Source organism: Haloarcula sp. S1AR25-4 (assembly GCF_031624555.1).
GTDB lineage: Archaea > Halobacteriota > Halobacteria > Halobacteriales > Haloarculaceae > Haloarcula > Haloarcula pellucida.
Genome location: NZ_JAMQOR010000004.1, coordinates 432,484 through 453,396 on the forward strand (window position 1 = coordinate 432,484; position 20,913 = coordinate 453,396).

Below are 20,913 nucleotides of genomic sequence, written 5' to 3' on the forward strand. Positions count from 1 at the left end.
CTTAGGGAAGATTCGGTCCGTACACCCGTGGGGTAGACTCAGGCTGAGTACCTGTTTCTGCTCGGTCCGCGAGCGTCGCTGTCCAGCTTTCCCCAAGTGGTTCGATATTGGCCAATTCCCTTGCCAGCTTCCGGTCCTCAGGCATTCGGTATCGAACCTTTGTCGCCCGAGAAACTGACCAGTCTGGGCGTGGTCGCTCTACGAGCTTCATCTGCTGTCCGGGCGCCACACGCCCAGTCTCAATCACTCTCAAATACCAGCCTGTGTACCCTGTTTGCTCGAATTGAATTGCGAGGTCTGGAACACGCCATCGCCGGGCCAGCTTCCAACAAGGTGACCGGGGCTGGGTTACCTGGACAGCCGCGTCACCCACCTCGAAGAGATCACCAATACACGCCTCACGCTCGGTGAGGCCCTCGATGGTGAAGTTCTCGCCAAACGCCGCTGGACCAAGTTCTAGCCCCAACTCCTCGTCCCAGTAGGAGTAGTGTTCGACTGGATAGACGCAGACGGCCTTCTCCGGACCACCGTGGTGTCGCAGATCGGCTTGCTGGTCGCCGTGGAGGTTCGTCTCGCCGAGAAACACTTCGCCCTCAACCGGCTGCTTGTAGAACGCAGTCTCCCACGGCCCGTCCATCGGGTCCTCGGCGTCGTGTGTTCCGTAGGTCTCCGGCGTTCCGACTTGGATCGAGCGGATCTCCGCTTCAGTCATCGTCACCGTTGAGGTCGTCCGAATCATCGTACACCGGAAACTGCTCACAAAGTGTCCGAACTTCCCCGGCGACTGTCTCGAACGTGGCATCAGCCTCGGGTGAGTCAAGCACCCGAACGATGGCGTCGGCAACGGTTTCGATGGCCTCCGATCCAAAACCACGGGTCGTGAGCGCAGGGGTCCCAACGCGAATACCGCTGGCGACGAACGGCGATCGCGTCTCGCCCGGCACGGTGTTCTTGTTCAGGATAATCCCTGCCTGCTCGAGGGCGTCCTGCGCATCCGCGCCGGTCACGTCGGGATGGGACTCGCGGAGGTCGACCAAGACGAGGTGCTTGTCCGTCCCGCCGGAGACCAGCGAGAGGCCGTGTTCCCGGAACCGGTCGGCCAGCACCTCGGCGTTTCGGACGACATCGGCAGCATACGCTTCGAACGCGGGCTCCAGCGCCTCACCGAAGCCGACGGCCTTCCCCGCGATGTTGTGCATCAACGGCCCGCCCTGGGCACCCGGAAACACCGCCGTGTCAATGTCGTCAGCCCACTCCTCGCGGCACATGATGATCCCACCCCGACCGGCCCGAATCGTCTTCTGGGTCGACCCCGTGACGAAGTCAGCAACTCCTACTGGCGAAGGATGTTCGCCGGCAGCGATCAACCCGGTCGTGTGTGCGACGTCGGCGAGGTGTAGCGCGTCTGTTGCGTCGGCGGCGGCTTGGATCCGTTCATAGTCGATGTGCCGTGGGTACGCCGACGAACCGGAGACGACCATATCCGGGTCGAAACGGGCGGCCTTCTCGTCCAGTTCCGCGTAGTCAATGTAGCCAGTCTCCGCGTCGACGTGGTACTGCTCGACCTCGTAGCGCTGCCCAGTGAAGTTCGCCGGGTGGCCGTGGCTGAGGTGCCCGCCGTGACTGAGTTCGAGCGAGAGAATTCGGTCGCCCGGCTCTAACGTCGCCAGGTACACTGCCTGGTTCGCCTGCGTACCCGAGTGCGGCTGGACAGTGACGTGGTCGGCACCCCAGAGTTCGTGGGCCCGGTCGATCGCTAGTTGCTCCAGCGTGTCGGCGTGCTCGCAGCCGGCGTAGTACCGCTCTCCAGGGTAGCCCTCGGCGTACTTGTTGGTCAGTTCGCTGCTCTGGGCTTCGAGGACTGCCTCGGAGACGTGGTTCTCCGAGGCGATCAGCGTGAGCGTCTCACGCTGACGACGCCGCTCACCAGCCAGGGCCTCTGCTGCAGCGGGGTCCTGCGTGGCGACGGTCGAATAGCGGTACGTGGCGTCACTCGTTGGCTGTTGCTGTGTCATATGCTAAGAACCTCTTGATAGGCGTCGAGTGTCCGCTCGATATCGGTCTCTGTGTGAGCGTCACTGAGAAACTGGCTCTCGAACTGGTTCGGCGTGAGCAACACACCGTGGTCGCCCATCGCAGGCCAGAAGATCCGCTTCCAGCGGTCGGTCGCTCCTGTGGCGACATCGGCGCCAGTCTTCGGGCACGTCTCGAACCGAGGACAGTCGGACCGCTGTTCACAGCCGCCCGTGCAGTGGCCGCTCAACTCGTCCGGGCGCTCGCGGGTGAACAGCAGCTTGAACATCGAGTCCGTCCCCGCGACCGTATACTCGGGCGCGTGGTCCTTGACGAGGTCCTGCAGTCCGTCCCGGAGTTGCTCACCGAGAGTGTTTACGTGGCCCCAGACGTCGTTGGCCTTCGCGTACCGCAAGGTCTCTAGCCCGGCGGCCATCGTCACCGGGTGGCCGTTGAACGTGCCCGACTCGAAGACCTCGCCGGTCGGCGTGAACCGTTGCATCACCTCGGCGCGGCCGCCAATCGCCCCAACTGGGAAGCCCCCACCGATAACCTTCGCGAACGTCGTCAGGTCCGGCGTGATGCCGTACTTCCCCTGGGCACACCCCAGCCCGCCGACGCGAAAGCCGGTGATCACCTCGTCGAAGATCAGCAGGGCTCCGTGGTCGTCGCACAACTCGCGAAGGGTATCGTGGTAGCCCTGAACCGGCGTGACGATCCCGCGGTTCCCGAGCAGCGGCTCGGTCAGGACGGCTGCGATCTCCTCGCCGTGGCGCTCGAACACCTCGTCGACGGCCAGTTCGTCGTTGAACGGGACCGGAATCGTCGCCTCGACGAACGATTGGGGCACACCTGCGCTGCTCGGCGTGCGCTCGTCGATGTCGCCCTCAACGCAGAACGACTCGTGACCGCCGTGGTAGCCGCCCTGCATCACGACAACCTTGTCTCGGTCCGTGTACCCTCGGGCGAGTCGGACCGCGGCGGCGGTGGCCTCGGTTCCGGAGTTGACGAATCGGAGCGTCTCGACGCTGTCGACGTGGGTGATCACGAACTCTGCGAGTTCGACCTCCAGCTCAGTCGGGGCACCGTACATCGGACCGTCCGAGACAGCCGCTGCGATAGCCGACTGAACCGCCTCCGGTAGCTCGTGGCCGAGTAACAGCGGCCCATACCCCATTACGTAGTCGAGATATCGGTTGCCGTCGACATCAACGAGGTGAGCGCCCTCCCCGTGGTCGACGAACGCCGGATGCGGCTGCGGGTCGGCCCGGACCGGGGAGTTCACCCCGCCGACCAACGGTTCGAGCGCCCGGCTATACAATCGAGCCGACGCCGAGGCCGAACGTTGAAACCGCTCGTTCCCGGGATCAGTCACGGTTTGTCCCCCGTTGGGGCGTCGGACTCCGTGACTTGGCGGTCGAGATTGTCGAACAGCGTTCGGAGGCGTCGCTCCAGCGGTCCGGTCTTTTCGACTGCCGCCCGCATCGTCTCGGCGTCCTGGACGTGCGGCCCGTCGGGGAGGTCGCCGCTGTTTTCGATGATCTCGTCGACAGTCGATCGTCTCTGCATACGGGCCGACCGCTCGTACGTCGGGTAGCCAGTTCGTCGCTCGACGGCGGGTCTGTACCACCCGCTCAGTAGCTTCCCTATTGAATGGCAGTACCAGCCAAAACGCTCGTTGAGCGGTGGGGTGCCGCTCAGGTAGAGGTGCGGTCGCAGTTCCAACCGGGGTCGTGACCAGTGCGGTCGATGAGGTCGGAACGACACGCGGGGCAATAGTCGGGGGTAACAGATTCGCTTCGAGGGACGTACACCGCACCGCTGCACTCCACGCATGCATCCGCAACGATCGTCGTGCAGTCCGCACAGACGTTGAACTCGTCAACTGTGAGGTCGCGCAGGGGTTCGAGTTGTTTCTGTAAGATGTACTCGTCGATGACCGTCTGACAGCTGTGGCACGATTTCATGGCGATGCATCGTGTCCCATGTGACCACATGATAAATACTTGTCCCCGGATCCTGACGGATTCACTGTGGCTGCGACCGAGAGCGGCCCACCCGTCGTTGGTGCTGGCTGCTGCCCTCTCGCGAAGTCTCTCCCGACAGAACCGCACGCTGAGCGGATGCGCGTCTGGGCAGATAGAGACCACAGTTGCATCGTACCGTACCAAGAGTCGTGGTACCACGATTCACGGAAGTGGTATACCCTAGCCGGAATCACGTGTAGTTGTAATGGCAACCGGCAAAGTTGACTTCTTCAACGACACGGGCGGATACGGGTTCATTTCGACTGATGACGACAGCGTAGACGACGACGAAGACGTGTTCTTCCACATGGAAGACGTCGGCGGCCCAGACCTCGAAGAAGGTCAGGAAGTCGAATTCGACATCGAATCATCCGAAAAGGGACCTCGCGCGACGAATCTCGTCCGTCAATAGCGACGACTTTTCATTCGCTGCGCGACGACAACGACGCGGTACTCGGTGACTTTGGGTATCGAGAGACGCCTCGGAGGAGTACGACGGCCGGATGGTCCAGTACACGAAATCGATCCGGAAGAATCCCGTCGCATTCGAGGCGCTCGTCGACGGCCAGAGGCCGAGCGGCCGTACCACGAACACAGCCGTCAGGCCGACTGCTGTCGCCGGAGGCCTCGAAGGACGAGTCCCCGAATCGGCCGCCCACGGAGAATCCTGAACGGCGGCGTCAGTAGTTCGCTCGCCCCAGTTGCTCGCGGACGGCCATCGACTGGCGGCGGGGATAAGCAGCGCTCGTCTTTCGACGGCTGCGGCTCGTTGCGCGCCGGTGATGCGTTCGTCGCCTCGCTCGCTGTCCGGGCCGCCTGAGATGGGACAGCAGCGCCAGGGAAAGGCTTTGAGAGGTGGGCCCCGTATGTGAAACATGGACACAGACCGGCTGAAAGCGCTCGTACCACACTACATTGCGATGTTTCTGCTCGTCTTTCTCGTCCTCGCGACCGTTCGCGCCGTCGTGGGTGATATCGGGTTCTGGGTCGAATTAGTGATCATCGCCGCCGTCGTCTTTGCGTACCGACCCATCGTACTGCAACTTGGCATCGGGCCCAGCGAATGGGAGGAGTGACACCGCTATGGACATCATCGCTCCGAGGTTTGCCCCCACAGTTGACTGAGCGCTGTCGTGTAGCTAGACTGACCCGATCCCGAAACGAACCGAGAAAGCCCGGAATGCCAGAGCCGAGGACCCGAAAAGAGAGTACAGCCACGCCCGCTGAAATCGTCGATTCGTGTACATGGGCGAGATAAACACCCGACAGTTCTAATGCCAATTTCCTATCCTTTAACTATACGCGACGACACACCCTTATCAATGAATCGCCGTCGATTCACCGTTGTGACCGCAGGGTCTATATTTTTGTCTGGCTGTGGTCGATTGAGTATCCTTGAGGACACTACCGAGGACACGCCCGCAGATAGGACAACGCCCTCGGCCGCCAACACAGAAACAGGAACGAACACAGCGACAAGGACGAATACAGCAACAAGGACGGACGACGAGGAACCGGCTTTCGGTCCTGGAACTGATACCGACAGTATCGTCTTACGTCTCTCAGACGTGCCTGACGGGTACGAATACAGTGGCGAAACGAACGTTCAGACCAGCAAGCTACGTGGTGACACGCGGGAACGGTACGCATCCCGCGACATCGTGCGCCAGCACTCTCGGAGCTTCCGGCGGGCCGACGATTCGACGAGTCCACGACTGATCTATTCTGAGGCGACCGTGTACCAACAGGCCAGCCACGCGGCGTCCCAATTACGCGATATCCGCGATACGTTCGAATCAAACTCCGGCGAGATCGAGACGGTTGAACTCGCATCAGGCGTAACTGGGATACAGGTTACACACACGAATGACCGGGGGACGAAGAACACGCTGATTTATTATCATACCTCAAACTTGGTACTGCTTGTTATCACGTCCGGGCAAGATCAGTTCTACCCCGAGCGGACACAGAAACTGCTGGTGAAGATGATTTCTGATACCGGTTGACGTTTCCCCACCCTACCGCGGGTTTTCGCACTGCTGCTCTCGCTGTGGACCGGTGTGTAGTCCTCTCACTGTGAGGGTATCGTAGAACGATTAGCCCACCAAAGAGCAGGGTGAGCGCTGAGGTGGTATGAGCCCAGCGACCCTGCAAGATGCTCCTTCGGTAGAGTCGTTTTTTACTGTCGTGGCGACGGAGACGCTCGCGTTGTTTGCGTATCCTCACGTCGTGTCTGTGCCGCATCGTCGCGATCACCAACTACGAACGCGGAGACAATCCGGGAAGTACCGTGATCACGGTGTGAGAACTCTTCTACGGCACGTCCCCAGTGTAGCTAACTTCTCGTAGTTCCGCAATCGTCTGTTCAAAATCGCGTACGGTCTCTCCCTTTTGAATTGCGGAGGAATCGATATAGTCCAGTATGTTCTCGTTAGCCTCCAGAACTGCTTGTGCCAAGTCTTCGGTCTTGACCGCGAATCCGACTGCCGAGCGGATGGGGACTGTGGGTTCTACTGCCGCTCCTATCGGAACGGTCTGAAATCCGATTCGGACTCGCGATGTATTTAGCCACGACAGGACGATATACCCCATCCCGTCATATAATTCGATTCGAGATTCGGTTGATTTCGTCGGATCTACGTCACCACGTGCGAACTCTAAGGCCTTCGCTGAAAAGTTGCGCAAGATCGGAAGCGGATACTCTCCCTTATATTCAAAATCCTGGTTATATTCGCTCTCAAGCGCGTCCTGTGATTCGAATCGGGTCAACTCGTGACCATCTATAGCTACTTTCACACCGCCGTAGATTTGTTGTACAGTTTGTGTGGCTGCAGAATTTGCGTTATCGAATGCGACGTCGATAGACAGCGTTTCGGCGAGGGGGTAGGCGCGTTCGTTACTCATGAGGCGAACTTGGGATAGGCCGTCGTGACCTGATTGTTGGAACTACTGACGATGACCCGAATCCGGCTGAATCCGTATTTTTCCGCTACCGACTTAGGCACATCCCACACAATTGCTTGTGGGTCATCCGGGTCTGGCTTTCCTTTTCGGAGTGCTTTAGTCACGTAGGTCTTCATTTGCGACTCCGTCATATCTGCTTGCTTGTCAAACCTAGTCACGCCCGGGCCAGCATTAGAATTGTCTAAATGTTTTGATTGGATCTTCGCCACTCCGTATCCCTTGTTGGCAGTCTCGTCATATTCGCCCTTTGTAAGAGCGTACACGGTTCCAGTTTCCTCGTTTTTTGAAACCCGTCGCAGTTCCATGACGGGGTCATCCATCTTCTTTGTCAGCTCGATCACTTCGTCTGCTTCAACGTTGTTCGACTGACGAACGATATCAGTTAGGTGCGATGCCTCGTCGGCAGTGAATCCAGCTTTCTTGAATTTCGTCTTGGCGACCGCTTTCCGAAGCGTATTGGCCGTATCGGGGTCTTTGACTTTGTCTAGAACCCGTGAAACCCGACTGCCGGCCTTCGAAATGAGTATTTCAGCCCACTCATCGACCTTGTTGGGGACGTTCTGTACTACCGAGATAGACACCTTAGCGACGTCGGAAATATCCTCTGCGGTATCGAGTGAGAAGCTCCCTCCAGCGACAGCAACACCACCTCCCGTAGGGGACGTCATGATGCCAATGACGGTTCCTGCCGATCCAATCGTGCTTGCAGCAGCACCACCACAATCAAGGCCGTTTGTAGCTAACCCGTCGTTTGGGGCGAGGAGGCAGTCGCGTATGTCGGCCGGCGCGTCCGCGACTGGAACCATGCTGAATCCGAGCCATCCGATGTGGTACTCTAGTGTTTGTGCCCCTGAGACACCCATTTGGATACCCACTTCACCGAGAATTGACCCTTTATTCGCGTTGCTGATGAGCTGCCAGTTATCGGATGAGTCGGCACTGTCGACCGTGATTTGGACGTCGTTTTCGCCCGGGGTGACGCTGAGTTCCTGTCGGTATACCGATTCACCGTCACGAGTCACATCAACCGTATAAGACTTCCCAACTGCGAACTGATGATCGTCAAAGCTGAATCGACCGTTCTCTCCAACGAACGCGGATTGGCCGTTGATTGAAACGACTCCATCGGAGAGCGGTTCGCCCTGCTCGTTCACTACCGTCCCAGAGATACTACCGGTTCGAGTAATGTGGACCGTCGTCTCGGTGCGCTCACCGGCAGGCACGTCGATGGTCTTTGTCGTCTCGCTGCCAACAACTCCGGGGAGCCTAACCTCTGTGACGTGTTGTCCGGGTGTAAGCGCGGTAAATCGGGCCTGTCCCGCTGTGTTTGTTTTGACTGTCTCCGAATTTGACAGCAGAGACACCGACGCGTCTTCCACTGACGCCCCGGAGCTATCAACAACGGTGACAGTCAGCACCGTCTCAGTGAACGTGACGGGCTGCCGGTCGACATCGACGGCGTGGCCGCCCGTCGTCGCAAGTTCGAATCGTACGACTCTATCTGTATCTGTCCCGTATAACTGCGCGCTGAACTCGACAGTTGTTTCTGCTCCCGGCGACAGAGTCACCCTCTGTGTTTGGCTACCGTCGATCTCGATACCACTGGGTTCTGCCATCTCCAGGGCAAATGTGGCTTCGCTGGATCCCGTGTTCCGGATCGTGACGGACGGTTCGAAACGCTCCCCGGGTTGGTACGCCTCCGGAACCCCTTCTACGGTGAGTATCGTGCCCTCGGGACGAGCGAGTCTGACTTCTCGTAACTGTTGTTGGTCCCCGGTGACCGATGTTTTGAACCGCTCGTCGACGTATCCGTCACGAGAAACAGTCACCGCATGTGTGCCATCTGAGAGACCGTCGAACCGTACGGTACCGTCAGCGCCGGTTTCCTTGCTCTGGTGTTCACCAACGGAGACTGTCGCGCCTGCGATCGGTTCGTCCTTCGGGCCGCTCACCTGAATCGTGATAGCAGCCTGTGTGCCGACACTGAACGCATCACTCGTTCGCTTGTGCGCGACTCGTGTACGCAGACTGTCGGGGTCGCGCTCTTGCCAGACGGACGTGACTGTCGTATATTCGCCGCTGGCGGCTGTCTCGGGAATAGCCCAAGGCAGTGTGATTACAATTTGCTCGCCCGGACGCAAGGTTACGGACTGACCGACCTGCCCAGTGGTCGTATATTCGTCGCCGTTCGGACCGACGACACTGTGTCCAACAAAAAAGGTACGTTCGGAGTTGCCGGTGTTCTCGACGGTTGCGACTGCCTCGACTGTTTCGCCCGGTTTGAATTCACCAGTCCCAACGTCGACACCAGTGATGCGTGCGCTGACGGTCGCTGTCTCTGTCACCTCGAACGCGTCAGTTCGCTCGGCTGTATCGAGACGCATCCGTGAGGGTCCCCGATCGGGTTCCACCCAGACCGTCGCGACGCCGTCGTAGCTGCCGTTGTCGGCCTCTTCCGGGACGGTCACGGTGAGGTCGACTGTCTGACGTTCGCCGGGGCTCAGTGCCACCGACTGACCGTCACCCGCTGTGGTCTCACCACTCGAACCGCGGGCAGAGATGTTCACCCAGAATGTGTTGGTCCTGTCCCCGGTGTTCTCGATGGTAGCGGCCCCAGTGACGGTGTCGCCGGGCTGGTAGGTCCCGCTGTCGACGGCGAACGACGTGATCGTCGCACTCGACGTTCGTCGTTCGATCTGGAAGGCGTCCGGCCGAGCGGTCCTGTCGTACTTCGTGTCCTTGTTCGCTGACTTGTATACGGCTGTCCCGCCGTCGTACGTCCCTGTTGTGGCCCCGTCGGGGACAGTCCAGGTCAATTCGACCGTCCGGGACTCGCCGGGCGTGAGGTCGACGTATCCGCCTTCACCCGTTGTCCAGCCGTCCGCTGGTTCCTGTGCGGAGAGGTCGACCCAGAACGAGTGGGTCGTGTCGCCCGTGTTCTCGACGGTAATCGTTCCGGTGACGGTTTCTCCGGGCTGGTGGGTTCCGCCGTCGACGGCGAACGACGTGATCCTCGCCGCTGTCGTTGGCCGGTCGACCCGGAAAGCGTCCGACCGAGAGGCCCCGTCGTACTTCGTGTCCTTGTTCGCTGACTTGTATACGGCTGTCCCGCCGTCGTACGTCCCTGTTGTGGCCCCGTCGGGGACAGTCCAGGTCAATTCGACCGTCCGGGACTCGCCGGGCGTGAGGTCGACGTATCCGCCTTCACCCGTCGACCAGCCGTCCGCTGGTTCCTGTGCGGAGAGGTCGACCCAGAACGAGTGGGTCGTGTCGCCCGTGTTCTCGATCGTAATCGTTCCGGTGACGGTTTCTCCGGGCTGGTGGGTTCCGCTATCGACGGCGAATCCGGTGATCCGCGCCGCTGTCGTCGGCTGATCGACTCGGAAGGCGTCCGACCGAGAGCCGTCGTACTTCGTGTCCTTGTTCGCTGACTCGTATATCGCCGTTCCGGCGTCGTACGTTCCCGATGAGGCGCCGTCGGGGGCAGTCCAGTCCAACGCGATCGTTCTGCGTTCGCCCGGGGACAAGTCGACGTATGTTCCTTCGCCCGTGGACCAACCACTGTCTGGTCCCTGTGCGGAGAAGTCGACCCAGAACGAGTGGGTCGTATCGCCGGTGTTCTCGACCGTAATCGTTCCGGTGACGGTTTCTCCGGGCTGATAGGTACCATCGTCGACGGCGAACGACGTGATCCGCGCCGCTGTCGTCGGCTGATCGACTCGGAAGGCGTCCGACCGAGAGGCGCCGTCGTATTTCGTCTCCTTCGCGTCAGACTTGTATACGGCTGTCCCACCGTCGTACGTCCCTGCTGTTGCGTCGTCGGGGACAGTCCAGGTCAACGCGACCGTCCGGGACTCGCCGGGTGACAAATCAAGGTATCCTCTTTGGCCAGTGGACCAACCACTGTCTGGTCCCTGTGCGGAGAAGTCGACCCAGAACGAGTGGGTCGTATCGCCGGTGTTCTCGACCGTAATCGTTCCGGTGACGGTTTCTCCGGGCTGGTGGGTCCCGCCGTCGACGGCGAACGACGTGATCCGCGCCGCTGTCGTCGGCTGATCGACTCGGAAGGCGTCCGACCGAGAGGCCCCGTCGTACTTCGTGTCCTTGTTCGCTGACTTGTACACGGCTGTCCCGCCGTCGTACGACCCTGTTGGTGCCTCGTCGGGGACAGTCCAGTCCAACGCGATCGTTCTGCGTTCGCCCGGGGACAAGTCGACGTATCCGCCTTCACCCGTCGACCAGCCGCCCGCTGGCCGCTGTGCGGAGAAGTCGACCCAGAACGAGTGGGTCGTATCGCCGGTGTTCTCGACGGTAACGGTCCCAGTGACGGTGTCTCCGGGCCGGTAGGTCCCGCTGTCGACGGCGAACCCGGTGATCTGCGCCGCTGTCGTCGGCTGGTCGACTCGGAAGGCGTCCGACCGAGAGGCTCCGTCGTACTTCGTGTCCTTGTTCGCTGACTTGTACACGGCTGTCCCGCCGTCGTACGACCCTGTTGCTGCCCCGTCGGGGACAGTCCAGGTCAACTCGACCGTCCGGGACTCGCCGGGCGACAAATCAAGGTATCGGCCCGCACCGGTCGACCAGCCGCCCGCTGGCCGCTCCGCGGAGAAGTCGACCCAGAACGAGTGGGTCGTATCGCCGGTGTTCTCGACGGTAATCGTTCCGGTGACGGTGTCTCCGGGCTGATATGTTCCGCCGTCGACGGCGAACCCGGTGATCGTCGATTCGGTAGTTGGGTGCGTGACTTCGAACGCGTCCCGTTCCTCGTCACCGCCGAGCCGGTTGGTCTTGCTCTCCGATTCGTAGATCGCCGCCCCAGCGTTATAGACGCCTGGCTGTGCGCTTTCGGGGACTGTCCACGAGAGTTCGATCACACGGCGCTCACCGGGCGCCAACTCGATGTGCCGGCCCGTACCGAGCGACCAGACCCCGTCGGGGTTCTCTGCCGAGAAATCGACCCAGAACGTGTGCCGCTCATCCCCGGTGTTCTCGACGACCATGGTTCCAGAGACCGTATCGCCCGGATAGACGGTCCCGCTGTCGGCGTGGAGGTCGCTCAGCGTCGCCGAAACCCCGACGCCGCTTGCGGCGGCCGGCTGTGCGACTGACGCAACCGGCGCGAGTGCTAGTACCAGTGCTACCGTGACGACTGCGTAGTTCCCCACTCCACCCATTTGCTGAACTGATACATCGTAGAAGATACCTGATAAATAACCTTTTGATACTCGTGATGAATCTGCTACGCAGTAGATGATGACGCCGTACCAATCGCTACGCGTTTGAACCTCACGGCGATGAACTCGTCGTCGCCGGGGCCGGCGAGAACAGCAGCCGGTTCCAGGCAGGAGTCGTCTGCTCCGACCTCACTCACCGCCGATTTTATCTGGCTATTGAAATAATCACTCCGCATGACCGAACAGCCTGTCGACGTCGACCCGGGCGGGCAGAACGTCGCTGGTGAGGCGCCTGCAGCGGAGCCAGAGGCCGTCACCGCCGATACGACCGTCCACGACGACGACGTCGAACTGGAGCGAACCATCGGGCTGGTCGGTGGGCTGGCGATCGGAATCGGGACCATGATCGGAGCGGGCATCTTCGTCTTTCCGGGGTTGGCAGCGAACAATGCGGGGCTTGCTGCCACCGTCTCGTTCGCGATCGGCGGGGTCATCGCGTTGCTCGTGGCGCTGCCGACCTCTGAACTCGCCACGGCGATGCCCCGTAGCGGTGGCGGCTACTACTTCATCTCGCGAGGGATGGGGACGGCCTACGGTGCGATCGTGGGCCTCGGCCTGTGGCTGGGACTGATGTTCGCCTCCGCGTTTTACCTCGTCGGGCTCGGCCACTATGCGAGCGCCGTGTTCGCCGAACTCGGCGTCGGGCTCTCGTTTAGTCCCGTCACCGGGATCGGGTTACTGTTCGGAGTCGTCCTGACCGCGTTGAGTATTGGCGGCACAGAGAACACGGCCACTCTCCAGAACGTGGTCGTCGGAATCCTCCTCGTGGTGCTCACGGGATTTCTCTCGTACGGCGTCCTCGACGCCGTGGGCGTCTTCGGTCGTGGAAGCGTCCCGGGGGCGTTCTTCTCCAGAGGACATTTCCCGGTGCTGACAACAGCTGCGCTGGTGTTTACATCGTATCTGGGATTTGCTCAGGTCGCGACCGTTGCGGGCGAGATCAAACAACCGGGACGGAATCTTCCGCTTGCGATGGTCGGGTCGGTTCTCGTCGTTACGGTCTTCTACGTCGTGACGATCTTCGTCGCGACCAGCGCGTTCGGTGCGAACCGGCTGGGGCAGTTCGGGGAGACGGCGATGGTCGAGGTGGCCCGTGACTTCCTCGGGCTGCCGGGCGCGGTCGCGATCCTTGGCGCCGGATTGCTGGCGACGTTCTCGAGTGCGAACGCATCGATTCTCAGCGCCTCGCGAGCAGTGTACGCGCTGAGCCGTGACGCCCTGCTTCCCAGGAAGGCGAGCGAGGTAAACCTCCGATACGGCACGCCACACGTCGCGTTGCTCGCCGCCGGTGGCCCGATCCTCGTTCTCGTCGCGACCGGTCAGGTCGAACTGCTCGCGGAGGTCGCTTCGTTCCTCCACCTGATCATGTACGGGCTGATGTGTGTCGCCCTGATCGTGTTGCGGCGGCGAAACCCGGAGTGGTACTCGCCCAGCTACCGGGTACCGGGCTATCCGGTGGTCCCGGCCGTAGGTGCGCTCGCGAGCTTCGGACTGATCGCCTTCATGCAACCTGCCTCGATCGGTATCGGCGTCGGGGTGATGCTCGTCTCGTACCTCTGGTACCGTTATTACGCTGGGGACGTCACACTCAAAGGGGACATCTGACAATGACGGACCGTCCACCGATACTCGTCCCGATTCGCGTACTCGAAGGGGAGTCGGTCCCCGAGGGTGTTCCGACCCTCCTCGCGAACGCTCACGTCGTCCTCCTGGGCTATCACGTCATTCCGGAACAGACTGCACCGGGGCAGGCACAGATGCAGTTCGAGGAGCGCGCCAAGGACCGGCTCGACGAGTACGAGGCGATATTCGAGGCGGCGGGAGCGACCGTCGAACGGCGTCTCGTATTCACGCACGACGGTCAGAAGACGATCGACCGAACGATAACCGAGCACGACTGTCTGGCCGTGCTCGTCCCGAACGCCACGGGAGCGGTCGAAGACGTGTTCGTTGCCGTCCGTGGGACCGTAGGAGTCGATCGTCTTGCGCGCGTCGTTGCCGGTGTGTTCGGTGCGATGGACGCATCGATCACGCTGTATCACGTCGCCGAGAACGAGGAAACAGACGAGGACATCGGGACCCTTCTCGATGGACTGGTAGAACGACTGGGAGACCGCGGTATCGACACGTCGACGATCGAGACACGAGTCGAGCGGGATCGAGCCCCCCTCGATGCGATCGTCGACGCATCTGCAGCGTTCGACGTCGTCGTCATGGGTGAGACGGACCCGTCCCTGGCGACGTTCGTGTTCGGTATGCCAGCGACGCAGGTCGCCAACCGGTTCCTCGGTCCCGTTCTCGTCGTCCAGCGCGAACCCGCCCCGAATCAGAGGGAAGAGTGAGAAAGTAAATCGGCGGAACGCGTAGGTCGAGAGCGACCACCGACGGAGCGGACCCTTCGAGTGGGTACCAGTCTCGTCGTTGAACGTGCGGTCGCGATTCGCAGACAGATACCGTTGCAACTCCCTGTAGCTGCCGGTTCTGACCGAGCGGTCTTCCTGAAGCGGGAACTCGCCGACAGAGGTATCGGCGGTTTCCCGCTTCATCCGCCGATTCTGGCGGGCGAAGCCGACGCCATCTAGCGGTTCACCGAATCCGCCCCAAACATAAGTGTCTGTTATTCCACAGCACATGCATGGCAGCCGTTGATTACAAGGATATCTTCCATAAGGCCAAGGTCGGTATCGCTCTCAACGACCCGGAACGGGGGGTGATCGGGAAAGTCAATGAACGGTACGCCGAACTCATGGGCTACAGCCCAGCCGAACTCGAGGAGATGGAGATCAAGAAGATCAGCGCTGATGGCCCCAAGTTCGACCAGGAGGCGGCGATGGAAAAGATTCGGCTGGCGCTCGACGGCGAGTCCCAGCAGTTCGATTGGTTGTTCGAGCGGGCGGACGGCAGCCAGTTCTGGGGCGAGGTCGTACTCGAACGAACCATGATTGGTGAGGAAGACTGCCTCCTGGCATTCGTCCGTGACATTACTGAGCGCAAGCAGTACGAGCAGGCACTCGAACAACGAAACCAACGCCTGAACGAGTTTGCTGGTGTCGTCTCTCACGATTTACGGAACCCGTTGAACGCCGCCTCGGGGCGGCTCGAGTTGGCCCGCGAGGAGTGCGATAGCGCGCATCTCGACGCGGTGGCACAGGCCCACAAGCGAATGGGTGATATCATAGAAGATGTACTCTCCCTCGCTCAGGCTGGTAAATCAGTCGTCGAGCCCGAACCTGTCGATTTGGCTATCTGCGTTCAGGAGTGTTGGCGGTCCACCGATACGGACGACGCATCGCTCAACATAGCAGACGGGACCACCGTTCAAGCGGACAAGACTCGTCTCCAACAGCTATTATGGAACCTTATTCGGAACGCGATCGACCACGGCGGCAAAGAGGTGACGATCACGGTCGGCAGCCTCGACAACGGGTTTTACGTCGAGGACGACGGCCCGGGCATTCCGGACGCTGCGCGGCAGCGAGTATTTCAGTCCGGCTACACGACCTCCTCCGACGGTACCGGGTTCGGACTCCGAATCGTCAAACAAATCGCCGACGCCCACGGGTGGGAACTCGGAATTACGACAGGCAATGACGGTGGTGCCCGGTTCGAAGTGACGGGCGTCCAGTGTAGCTGAGGTCTACAGTGTCTGTACGCACCGCAGTGCCCGCGGGCAACTGACGACGCCCACTGTTTCTCGGCGTCGACGGTGAAAGTGGCGCTCACGACTGGGACGGGTACGAACAGGCGTTGGGCGTCGTCGAGGACGAAGCTGATGGGCAGGTCGAACTCGTCGACAGCCGTTGTGGGACGGTTGGACGGATACGTCCGCTGTCGCGTGTGCTATCTCGGCTGCACCGGGACAGACGGGCACGTCTATGCATTGTCACGCCAAAACTCGAAGTTGCCGGTATGGCGATGTACCTACCCACATCGGCTGCGTTCCACCCCCCACGCGCCATCCAGCCCTTCTCCACCCCTACTACCTCTTTGTGAGGCTTCGTCCTCACGGAGCATCGCAGTCCGCTAAGCGGACAAGAAGCGCAGTAGGACGGGGATACAGCCGACACTTCTTGCCAGTTGCTGCGTACTGAAGGGGTTGCCGTCAGTCGATGCTTGCGTTATCGCGTCTATCCAAACCGAAGGGTTCGGCAGTCTGCCCGCTGCGACGGTTTCAGACGGATCCTCGTGGGGGTGAAGTGCTCATAGACTCATCACCAGAGAACTGTGGCTGCCAGTGACTGCTCCGAACTGATCGACAATCCGCTACTCAAGAACGGCAGATGTGTGTGAACTTCCGAATAAAACACCATACTGGAGCATTTATATCCCAAAATTCGAATTTTTCGCCGTAGGTATTCAACTTTCCGTCAATCTACCGGCATAATCGACGTAACGTCTTTCAGATCGGTCGATTCTACGACCGTATCGGCGGCGTCGACAGCCGTGTCGGGAACACGGTCGTCCGGATCGAACAGGACTGCGGTATCTGCCTCGACGAACGCCTCCGTATCGGTGTGTGAATCCCCGACGTACGTGATGTCGATGTGGCTCCGTGTATCGCGTATCCGTCGCAGTATCGCACCCTTCTGGTCGGGGCCAACGCCGACGTCGATGCCCGAGAGCTTCCCGGCCTCGAACTGGAGCCAGTTTCCGCGTACGAAGTCGGGGTCGTACTGTTCGAACTGTGTAGCGAGGTTCGCGATGCCGGCGCTGAGTATCCCGAATGCGACGTTCTCGCGGTGCAGTCGAGCGAGAAGTTCCGGTGCCCCCGCTTTGGGCTTGACTGCACGAGTCGCTCGGTCGATATCCGACTCGGTGATCCCGCTCGTACGCCACTCCTCCACGGTCGCTCGACACCACTCCTCGAACGAGAGCTGATCCGCCTCGAGTCGGTCCATCAGCGCGTCGCCCGCCGGTGTCGTACCGTAGAGCGTATGCAAGAGGTCGAAGCCCCCTCGTTGTCGGGTGAGTGTCCCGTCGAGGTCGAAGACAACCAGTCGCTCCATGCTACCGCTCTGCGACGACCTCTATCTCGACGTCGATATCGACGGGGAGTTTGACGACTTCGACGGCGCTCCGAGCGGGATACGGCGCCGACATGAGTTCGCCGTAGACCTCGTTGACTTCGTCGTAGTACCGCATGTCCTTCACGAACACGGTCGCTTTCACGACGTCGTCGAGCGAGACGCCGCCGGCCTGCAGGATGGCCTCGACGTTCTCGAGCGTCCGTCGAGTCTGCTCACCGGGTGTTCCCGGAATCACCTCGCCCGTGTCGGGGTCGACCGGGCCCTGTCCGGAGACGTAGATACGGTCTCCGGTCGCGATGCCTTGTGAGTACGGTCCGATGCTGTCTGGTGCGTCGTCGGTGGTTAGTTCTTCCATGGGTCGCGTGACTCAGTTGGTCGTCGGTGGTTCGTCCGCGTCGTACACGTCGTTGATGAACGGCGTCGGCAAGCTAGTCGTCAGTCCGCCGTCGAGGACGAGATTCTCGCCGGTGACGAAACTCGACAGTTCGGAGGCGAGGAACAGGGTCGTGTCGGCGACTTCTCTCGGCGTGCCGAACCGACCGAGCGGATACTGATCGAGCCAGCGCTCTCGAGCGCTCGTCTCACCGGTCCGTTCCTCCGTGTTCTCCATCTCGGCGCGCCTGTTTGCCGTCTCGATGGTGGCCGCAGAGACGACGTTCGAGCGGATACCGTGTTGGCCGTAGTGGGCGGCGATGTTCCGCGACAGCGCCAACAGCCCACTTTTGGCTTCCGAGTATCCGGAGAGGCCGATACCGAACAGGCCGTTGACCGATCCCATGTGAATCATGGACCCGCCGCCAGCGGCGACCATCGCCGGCAGCACCTCCTTGCTCAGGAGGAACTGGCTCTTCAGGTTCAGATCGACCATCCACTCGAAGGTCGCCTCGTCACAGCGGTGTAACAGGTTCGCAGACTCGTCTGCCCCGCCGGCGTTGTTCACGAGTACGCGGACGGTGCCGAACTCTTCGACCGTCGTATCGACGAGGTCCCGTACGGCGTCTCTGTCTGTGACGTCGCATTCGACCGGGACGACGCGGCCGTCGTGTTCGGCGGTCAGTTCCGTCGCAACCGCGTCGACGTCCTCGTAGGTGCGCGAACAGACGACGACGTCGCCGCCCGCCTCGGCGAACCGGGCTGCGATTTCGCGTCCGATTCCCCGAGACGCACCGGTCACGATGGCCGGGCGGTCGGCTAACGATAGCTCTACCATAGCGATGACACCCACGAAGGCTGCCCTATTGAAACTTGTTCTCGTCCGCTCATGAGATTCGATACTCTTCGACCGCGTCCATGTCGACGTCGATGCCGAGTCCGGGGCCCTCCGGGGCCGGGAGGCGACCGTCGGTCACCTCGAAGGGGTTCTCGATGACGTCCGCCTCCCAGCCGTAGTACGTCGAATCCGGCGGTAGGGCAAAGCCCGGGATACCGGTGAACGCGTGGAGGATGGCCGCTGTCCGAATCCCCAGATCGAACGCACAGTGGTGCGTGAAGGGGACGCCGGCGTCTTCGAGGACGGCGGCTTGCTGGCGGAGGCCGCTGATACCGCCGGCCGGGGTCAGGTCGATGACGCCCACGTCCATCGCACCGGCTTCGACGAGCGACTGGATGTTGTGTGAGATGTAGGTATCCTCGTTCGGGGCGATTGGCTGTCTGAGCCGCTGTCGCAGGCGGGCTAACGACGTGTGCGAATCGACTCGAATCGGCTGTTCCATGTACTGGAGGTAGACGTTCTCGTCTTCGAGCATCGCGCCGACGCGAACCGCCTGATCGAGCGTCCAGCCCTGATTCGGGTCGAGGCGGAACTCCAGTTGCCCGTCGACTTCGTCGTGCATCGCGACGATGCGCTCGACGTCCTGTCGCCAGTCCCGCCCGGCCTTCGTCTTGAGGACGCTGAAACCCGCTTCGAGGGCTTCCCGAGCCTTGACGCGTGACTCTTCGGGCGAGAGGATGCCGAGACAGAACGCGATCGGGACGTCGCTGGGTGCGGTACTGTCGCCGTCGACGCTCTGTCGGTGTTGTTGGGACCCCTGTGTCGGTGCCGTCCACCCGCCGAGGAGTTCGTAGACGGGGCGGTCGAGGGTTTTGCCGACGATGTCCCAGCAGGCCGTTTCGACGGCCGCGAAGAACATGTCGACGTTCGTGTACTCGACGAACACCTGTCGCCGGAGTCGTTCGATCTCGAAGGGCGACTGGCCCCGAATCATCGGGCCGACACCGTCTTCGATGATGGACTCGGTAGCCGCCGGTGAGAGGAAGACACGCATCTCTCCCCAGCCACTGATGCCTTCGTCCGTGTCTACGCGCACGAGGACTCGCTCCATCGATTCTAGCCGCCCGTGATTGGTCACGTACGGACCGATTCCGAGGTGGTCGTCTAGGTCGGCCAGCGGTACGTCTACAGTCACCGCTGACACGCCGGTTATCTCCATGCAAGCCCGTCGTTCGGGAACTATAATCAAAGTACCGTTTCGGGCTACGTGTTCACCGCGTCGATGGCGGCTCCGACCCATTGCAACGACTGCTCCGGTAAGAGTCCGTAGTTGTAGAACGAGAGGCGTGGGACCCCTCTCGACTCGAGAGTCCGTACGATATCGACGACGGTTGCCTCGTCGTGAATCGCCGGGTGGCCCGGCAGGAGGCCGACGTGGAGCGGGACGTCGTCGACGAGACTCTCGACGGTGCGATAGGCTTCCAGCACCGCCTCGGTCGTCGATTCGTAGGCCGGGAGACAGTAGTAATCGACGTGCGTCGAGAGTGCCGCAAGGTCGGCACCGACCATCCACTCACGACCGGGTTCGGGTGCGCCGACGTAATAGCCGAGCGGCGTCGATCCGGCGGCGTCTGCCAACTCGGCGTACAGTGACGTCAGCGTCTGCTCGCGGACGTCGACGTACGCGGCAACGGCGCTGTGCTCCGTGAGCCACGCCTCCGGTGAGCGGTCGTATGCCACGTCGCCAGCGACGATAGCGTCGAGTGTTTCGGCGACAGTCGTGCGGGCCCGGCCGACGTCGACGCCGGCGGCCGTCGCGTTCTCGCGGCAGTGCGGACAGAAACACAGCCCGAGAAAGAACTCGCCGAGCGGCCCCAGCCGAGCGTGAATCTTCTGGTGGTGCCAGCCGAAGCCGGTCCCGTAGAAGTAATCGAAGGTCTCTAGCTCGATGCGGTCGAGTCCGTCGCGCGACGCGAGGTCCGAGACGAGTGCCGTGAGGTACCGCTGGACCTCGGGGTTCGAGGGGCACAGACCGAAGACGAGGTCGTCCCCGTGTGCCGATTCGAGCGTACATCCGGGGTTGTCCATTCCGAGGCGGGAGCTGTGACAGCCGACGGTCCAGGAGGTCACTGTCAGGTCGGTCAGGCCGTCGGCGACGTCGGCGACCCAGTCGCCGTCCATCCCCTCGTAGGGCACTGGTTCGAGCTGTCCGTAGTCCGGACTGGTCTCGAAGTACGAACTCGCACGGGCGAACAGCGTTCGCCGCTCGGGATTGTGCGGTGTGAACGCCTGCACCGTGTGGTAGTTCGTCGCGAGGTTCACCTCGTCGATGCCGATGCCCCGAAGCCGCGCTTCGACCTCGGCCGGGCCTTCGTCCAGGATATCCCATGGGTACGCCCACGTCGCGAATTCCATACCCAAGCGACCACCGGGGCGAT

19 protein-coding genes and 3 pseudogenes are annotated in these 20,913 nt (G+C 61.4%); 8 read left to right on the forward strand and 14 right to left on the reverse strand.

Features of this window, described 5'->3' with window-relative positions:
• Nucleotide 1: 1 nt before the first annotated feature.
• The 5 genes from NDI85_RS18905 to NDI85_RS18925 all read right to left on the reverse strand — a co-directional run bounded on the left by NDI85_RS18905 (nt 2) and on the right by NDI85_RS18925 (nt 3,980).
• Entirely contained in the window at nt 2–712 is a 711-nt protein-coding gene (locus NDI85_RS18905; RefSeq protein WP_310916640.1) for an MOSC domain-containing protein, read from the reverse strand.
• The gene (glyA, locus tag NDI85_RS18910) at nt 705–2,015 is read right to left on the reverse strand and encodes a serine hydroxymethyltransferase (protein WP_310916641.1); all 1,311 of its coding nucleotides are present in this window, start codon (nt 2,013–2,015) and stop codon (nt 705–707) included. Before glyA ends, NDI85_RS18905 begins: the two co-directional genes overlap by 8 nt.
• A complete protein-coding gene (locus tag NDI85_RS18915) occupies nt 2,012–3,388 on the reverse strand; it encodes a glutamate-1-semialdehyde 2,1-aminomutase (RefSeq protein ID WP_310916642.1) in 1,377 nt (458 codons plus the stop codon). The genes glyA and NDI85_RS18915 overlap by 4 nt, the downstream gene beginning before the upstream one ends.
• Nucleotides 3,385–3,582 (reverse strand): hypothetical protein, encoded by a 198-nt coding sequence (locus NDI85_RS18920; RefSeq protein WP_188996962.1) that lies wholly within the window; start codon nt 3,580–3,582, stop codon nt 3,385–3,387. Before NDI85_RS18920 ends, NDI85_RS18915 begins: the two co-directional genes overlap by 4 nt.
• A 128-nt stretch (nt 3,583–3,710) precedes the next feature.
• Nucleotides 3,711–3,980 carry a hypothetical protein gene (locus NDI85_RS18925; protein ID WP_166973374.1) on the reverse strand — a complete coding sequence of 90 codons (270 nt, stop codon included), beginning with the start codon at nt 3,978–3,980 and terminating at the stop codon, nt 3,711–3,713.
• A gap of 265 nt (nt 3,981–4,245) precedes the next feature.
• Between NDI85_RS18925 and NDI85_RS18930 the strand changes: the two genes are divergently transcribed.
• From NDI85_RS18930 to NDI85_RS22390, 5 genes and pseudogenes are all read left to right on the forward strand, one after another.
• Nucleotides 4,246–4,452, forward strand: coding sequence for a cold-shock protein (locus NDI85_RS18930; RefSeq protein WP_188996964.1), 207 nt, complete (start codon nt 4,246–4,248; stop codon nt 4,450–4,452).
• A 91-nt stretch (nt 4,453–4,543) separates the two neighbouring features.
• Nucleotides 4,544–4,711 carry a hypothetical protein gene (locus tag NDI85_RS18935; RefSeq protein WP_310916643.1) on the forward strand — a complete coding sequence of 56 codons (168 nt, stop codon included), beginning with the start codon at nt 4,544–4,546 and terminating at the stop codon, nt 4,709–4,711.
• Between the two features lie 204 nt (nt 4,712–4,915).
• Nucleotides 4,916–5,116 carry a hypothetical protein gene (locus NDI85_RS18940; RefSeq protein WP_188996966.1) on the forward strand — a complete coding sequence of 67 codons (201 nt, stop codon included), beginning with the start codon at nt 4,916–4,918 and terminating at the stop codon, nt 5,114–5,116.
• A 309-nt stretch (nt 5,117–5,425) separates the two neighbouring features.
• Nucleotides 5,426–6,046, forward strand: a complete 621-nt coding sequence (locus NDI85_RS18945) for a hypothetical protein (protein WP_310916644.1) — start codon at nt 5,426–5,428, stop codon at nt 6,044–6,046.
• Nucleotides 6,047–6,234: 188 nt separating this feature from the next.
• Nucleotides 6,235–6,345: pseudogene (locus NDI85_RS22390) on the forward strand (IS5/IS1182 family transposase); the annotation flags it as partial.
• Between the two features lie 8 nt (nt 6,346–6,353).
• Here the strand turns inward: NDI85_RS22390 and NDI85_RS18950 are convergent.
• The 3 genes and pseudogenes from NDI85_RS18950 to NDI85_RS22395 all read right to left on the reverse strand — a co-directional run.
• Nucleotides 6,354–6,944: a hypothetical protein gene (locus tag NDI85_RS18950; protein ID WP_310916645.1), complete on the reverse strand. Its 591-nt coding sequence runs from the start codon at nt 6,942–6,944 to the stop codon at nt 6,354–6,356.
• Nucleotides 6,941–11,185: an NEW3 domain-containing protein gene (locus NDI85_RS18955; RefSeq protein WP_310916646.1), complete on the reverse strand. Its 4,245-nt coding sequence runs from the start codon at nt 11,183–11,185 to the stop codon at nt 6,941–6,943. Before NDI85_RS18955 ends, NDI85_RS18950 begins: the two co-directional genes overlap by 4 nt.
• Nucleotides 11,186–11,494: 309 nt before the next feature.
• Nucleotides 11,495–12,178 (reverse strand): annotated as a pseudogene (locus NDI85_RS22395) (NEW3 domain-containing protein); the annotation flags it as partial.
• A 234-nt stretch (nt 12,179–12,412) separates the two neighbouring features.
• Between NDI85_RS22395 and NDI85_RS18960 the strand changes: the two are divergent.
• Together NDI85_RS18960 and NDI85_RS18965 are read left to right on the forward strand one after the other, a co-directional pair.
• Complete coding sequence (locus tag NDI85_RS18960) at nt 12,413–13,843, forward strand: APC family permease (RefSeq protein WP_188996975.1); 1,431 nt, start codon at nt 12,413–12,415, stop codon at nt 13,841–13,843.
• A gap of 2 nt (nt 13,844–13,845) precedes the next feature.
• Complete coding sequence (locus tag NDI85_RS18965; RefSeq protein WP_310916647.1) at nt 13,846–14,580, forward strand: universal stress protein; 735 nt, start codon at nt 13,846–13,848, stop codon at nt 14,578–14,580.
• Here NDI85_RS18965 and NDI85_RS18970 read toward each other — a convergent pair.
• Nucleotides 14,575–14,739: pseudogene (locus NDI85_RS18970) on the reverse strand (IS1595 family transposase); the annotation flags it as partial. The gene NDI85_RS18965 and the pseudogene NDI85_RS18970 overlap by 6 nt on opposite strands.
• Before the next feature lie 134 nt (nt 14,740–14,873).
• Here NDI85_RS18970 and NDI85_RS18975 point away from each other — a divergent pair.
• Complete coding sequence (locus NDI85_RS18975; RefSeq protein ID WP_188996979.1) at nt 14,874–15,872, forward strand: HAMP domain-containing sensor histidine kinase; 999 nt, start codon at nt 14,874–14,876, stop codon at nt 15,870–15,872.
• 733 nt (nt 15,873–16,605) lie between these two features.
• Here the strand turns inward: NDI85_RS18975 and NDI85_RS18980 are convergent.
• From NDI85_RS18980 to NDI85_RS19000, 5 genes are read right to left on the reverse strand one after another with little or no spacing between them, the layout of a single operon-like run.
• Nucleotides 16,606–17,244, reverse strand: coding sequence for an HAD family phosphatase (locus NDI85_RS18980; protein ID WP_188996982.1), 639 nt, complete (start codon nt 17,242–17,244; stop codon nt 16,606–16,608).
• A gap of 1 nt (nt 17,245) precedes the next feature.
• Nucleotides 17,246–17,620 (reverse strand): Rid family detoxifying hydrolase, encoded by a 375-nt coding sequence (locus NDI85_RS18985; RefSeq protein ID WP_166973405.1) that lies wholly within the window; start codon nt 17,618–17,620, stop codon nt 17,246–17,248.
• Nucleotides 17,621–17,632: 12 nt separating this feature from the next.
• The gene (locus NDI85_RS18990; RefSeq protein WP_310916648.1) at nt 17,633–18,475 is read right to left on the reverse strand and encodes an SDR family NAD(P)-dependent oxidoreductase; all 843 of its coding nucleotides are present in this window, start codon (nt 18,473–18,475) and stop codon (nt 17,633–17,635) included.
• A gap of 49 nt (nt 18,476–18,524) precedes the next feature.
• Nucleotides 18,525–19,694, reverse strand: a complete 1,170-nt coding sequence (locus NDI85_RS18995) for a mandelate racemase/muconate lactonizing enzyme family protein (RefSeq protein WP_188996986.1) — start codon at nt 19,692–19,694, stop codon at nt 18,525–18,527.
• 44 nt (nt 19,695–19,738) lie between these two features.
• Nucleotides 19,739–20,890, reverse strand: a complete 1,152-nt coding sequence (locus NDI85_RS19000) for a hypothetical protein (RefSeq protein ID WP_310916649.1) — start codon at nt 20,888–20,890, stop codon at nt 19,739–19,741.
• Between the last annotated feature and the right edge of the window lie 23 nt (nt 20,891–20,913).

Excerpts from the sequence above, each read along its gene's own strand:
- NDI85_RS18905 (WP_310916640.1), bottom strand. The coding sequence starts at position 712 with ATGACTGAAGCGGAGATCCGCTCGATCCAAGTCGGAACGCCGGAGACC.
- glyA (WP_310916641.1), bottom strand. The coding sequence starts at position 2,015 with ATGACACAGCAACAGCCAACGAGTGACGCCACGTACCGCTATTCGACC.
- NDI85_RS18920 (WP_188996962.1), bottom strand. The coding sequence starts at position 3,582 with ATGCAGAGACGATCGACTGTCGACGAGATCATCGAAAACAGCGGCGAC.
- NDI85_RS18925 (WP_166973374.1), bottom strand. The coding sequence starts at position 3,980 with ATGAAATCGTGCCACAGCTGTCAGACGGTCATCGACGAGTACATCTTA.
- NDI85_RS18930 (WP_188996964.1), top strand. The coding sequence starts at position 4,246 with ATGGCAACCGGCAAAGTTGACTTCTTCAACGACACGGGCGGATACGGG.
- NDI85_RS18935 (WP_310916643.1), top strand. The coding sequence starts at position 4,544 with ATGGTCCAGTACACGAAATCGATCCGGAAGAATCCCGTCGCATTCGAG.
- NDI85_RS18940 (WP_188996966.1), top strand. The coding sequence starts at position 4,916 with ATGGACACAGACCGGCTGAAAGCGCTCGTACCACACTACATTGCGATG.
- NDI85_RS18950 (WP_310916645.1), bottom strand. The coding sequence starts at position 6,944 with ATGAGTAACGAACGCGCCTACCCCCTCGCCGAAACGCTGTCTATCGAC.
- NDI85_RS18960 (WP_188996975.1), top strand. The coding sequence starts at position 12,413 with ATGACCGAACAGCCTGTCGACGTCGACCCGGGCGGGCAGAACGTCGCT.
- NDI85_RS18965 (WP_310916647.1), top strand. The coding sequence starts at position 13,846 with ATGACGGACCGTCCACCGATACTCGTCCCGATTCGCGTACTCGAAGGG.
- NDI85_RS18975 (WP_188996979.1), top strand. The coding sequence starts at position 14,874 with ATGGCAGCCGTTGATTACAAGGATATCTTCCATAAGGCCAAGGTCGGT.
- NDI85_RS18980 (WP_188996982.1), bottom strand. The coding sequence starts at position 17,244 with ATGGAGCGACTGGTTGTCTTCGACCTCGACGGGACACTCACCCGACAA.
- NDI85_RS18985 (WP_166973405.1), bottom strand. The coding sequence starts at position 17,620 with ATGGAAGAACTAACCACCGACGACGCACCAGACAGCATCGGACCGTAC.
- NDI85_RS18990 (WP_310916648.1), bottom strand. The coding sequence starts at position 18,475 with ATGGTAGAGCTATCGTTAGCCGACCGCCCGGCCATCGTGACCGGTGCG.
- NDI85_RS18995 (WP_188996986.1), bottom strand. The coding sequence starts at position 19,694 with ATGGAGATAACCGGCGTGTCAGCGGTGACTGTAGACGTACCGCTGGCC.
- NDI85_RS19000 (WP_310916649.1), bottom strand. The coding sequence starts at position 20,890 with ATGGAATTCGCGACGTGGGCGTACCCATGGGATATCCTGGACGAAGGC.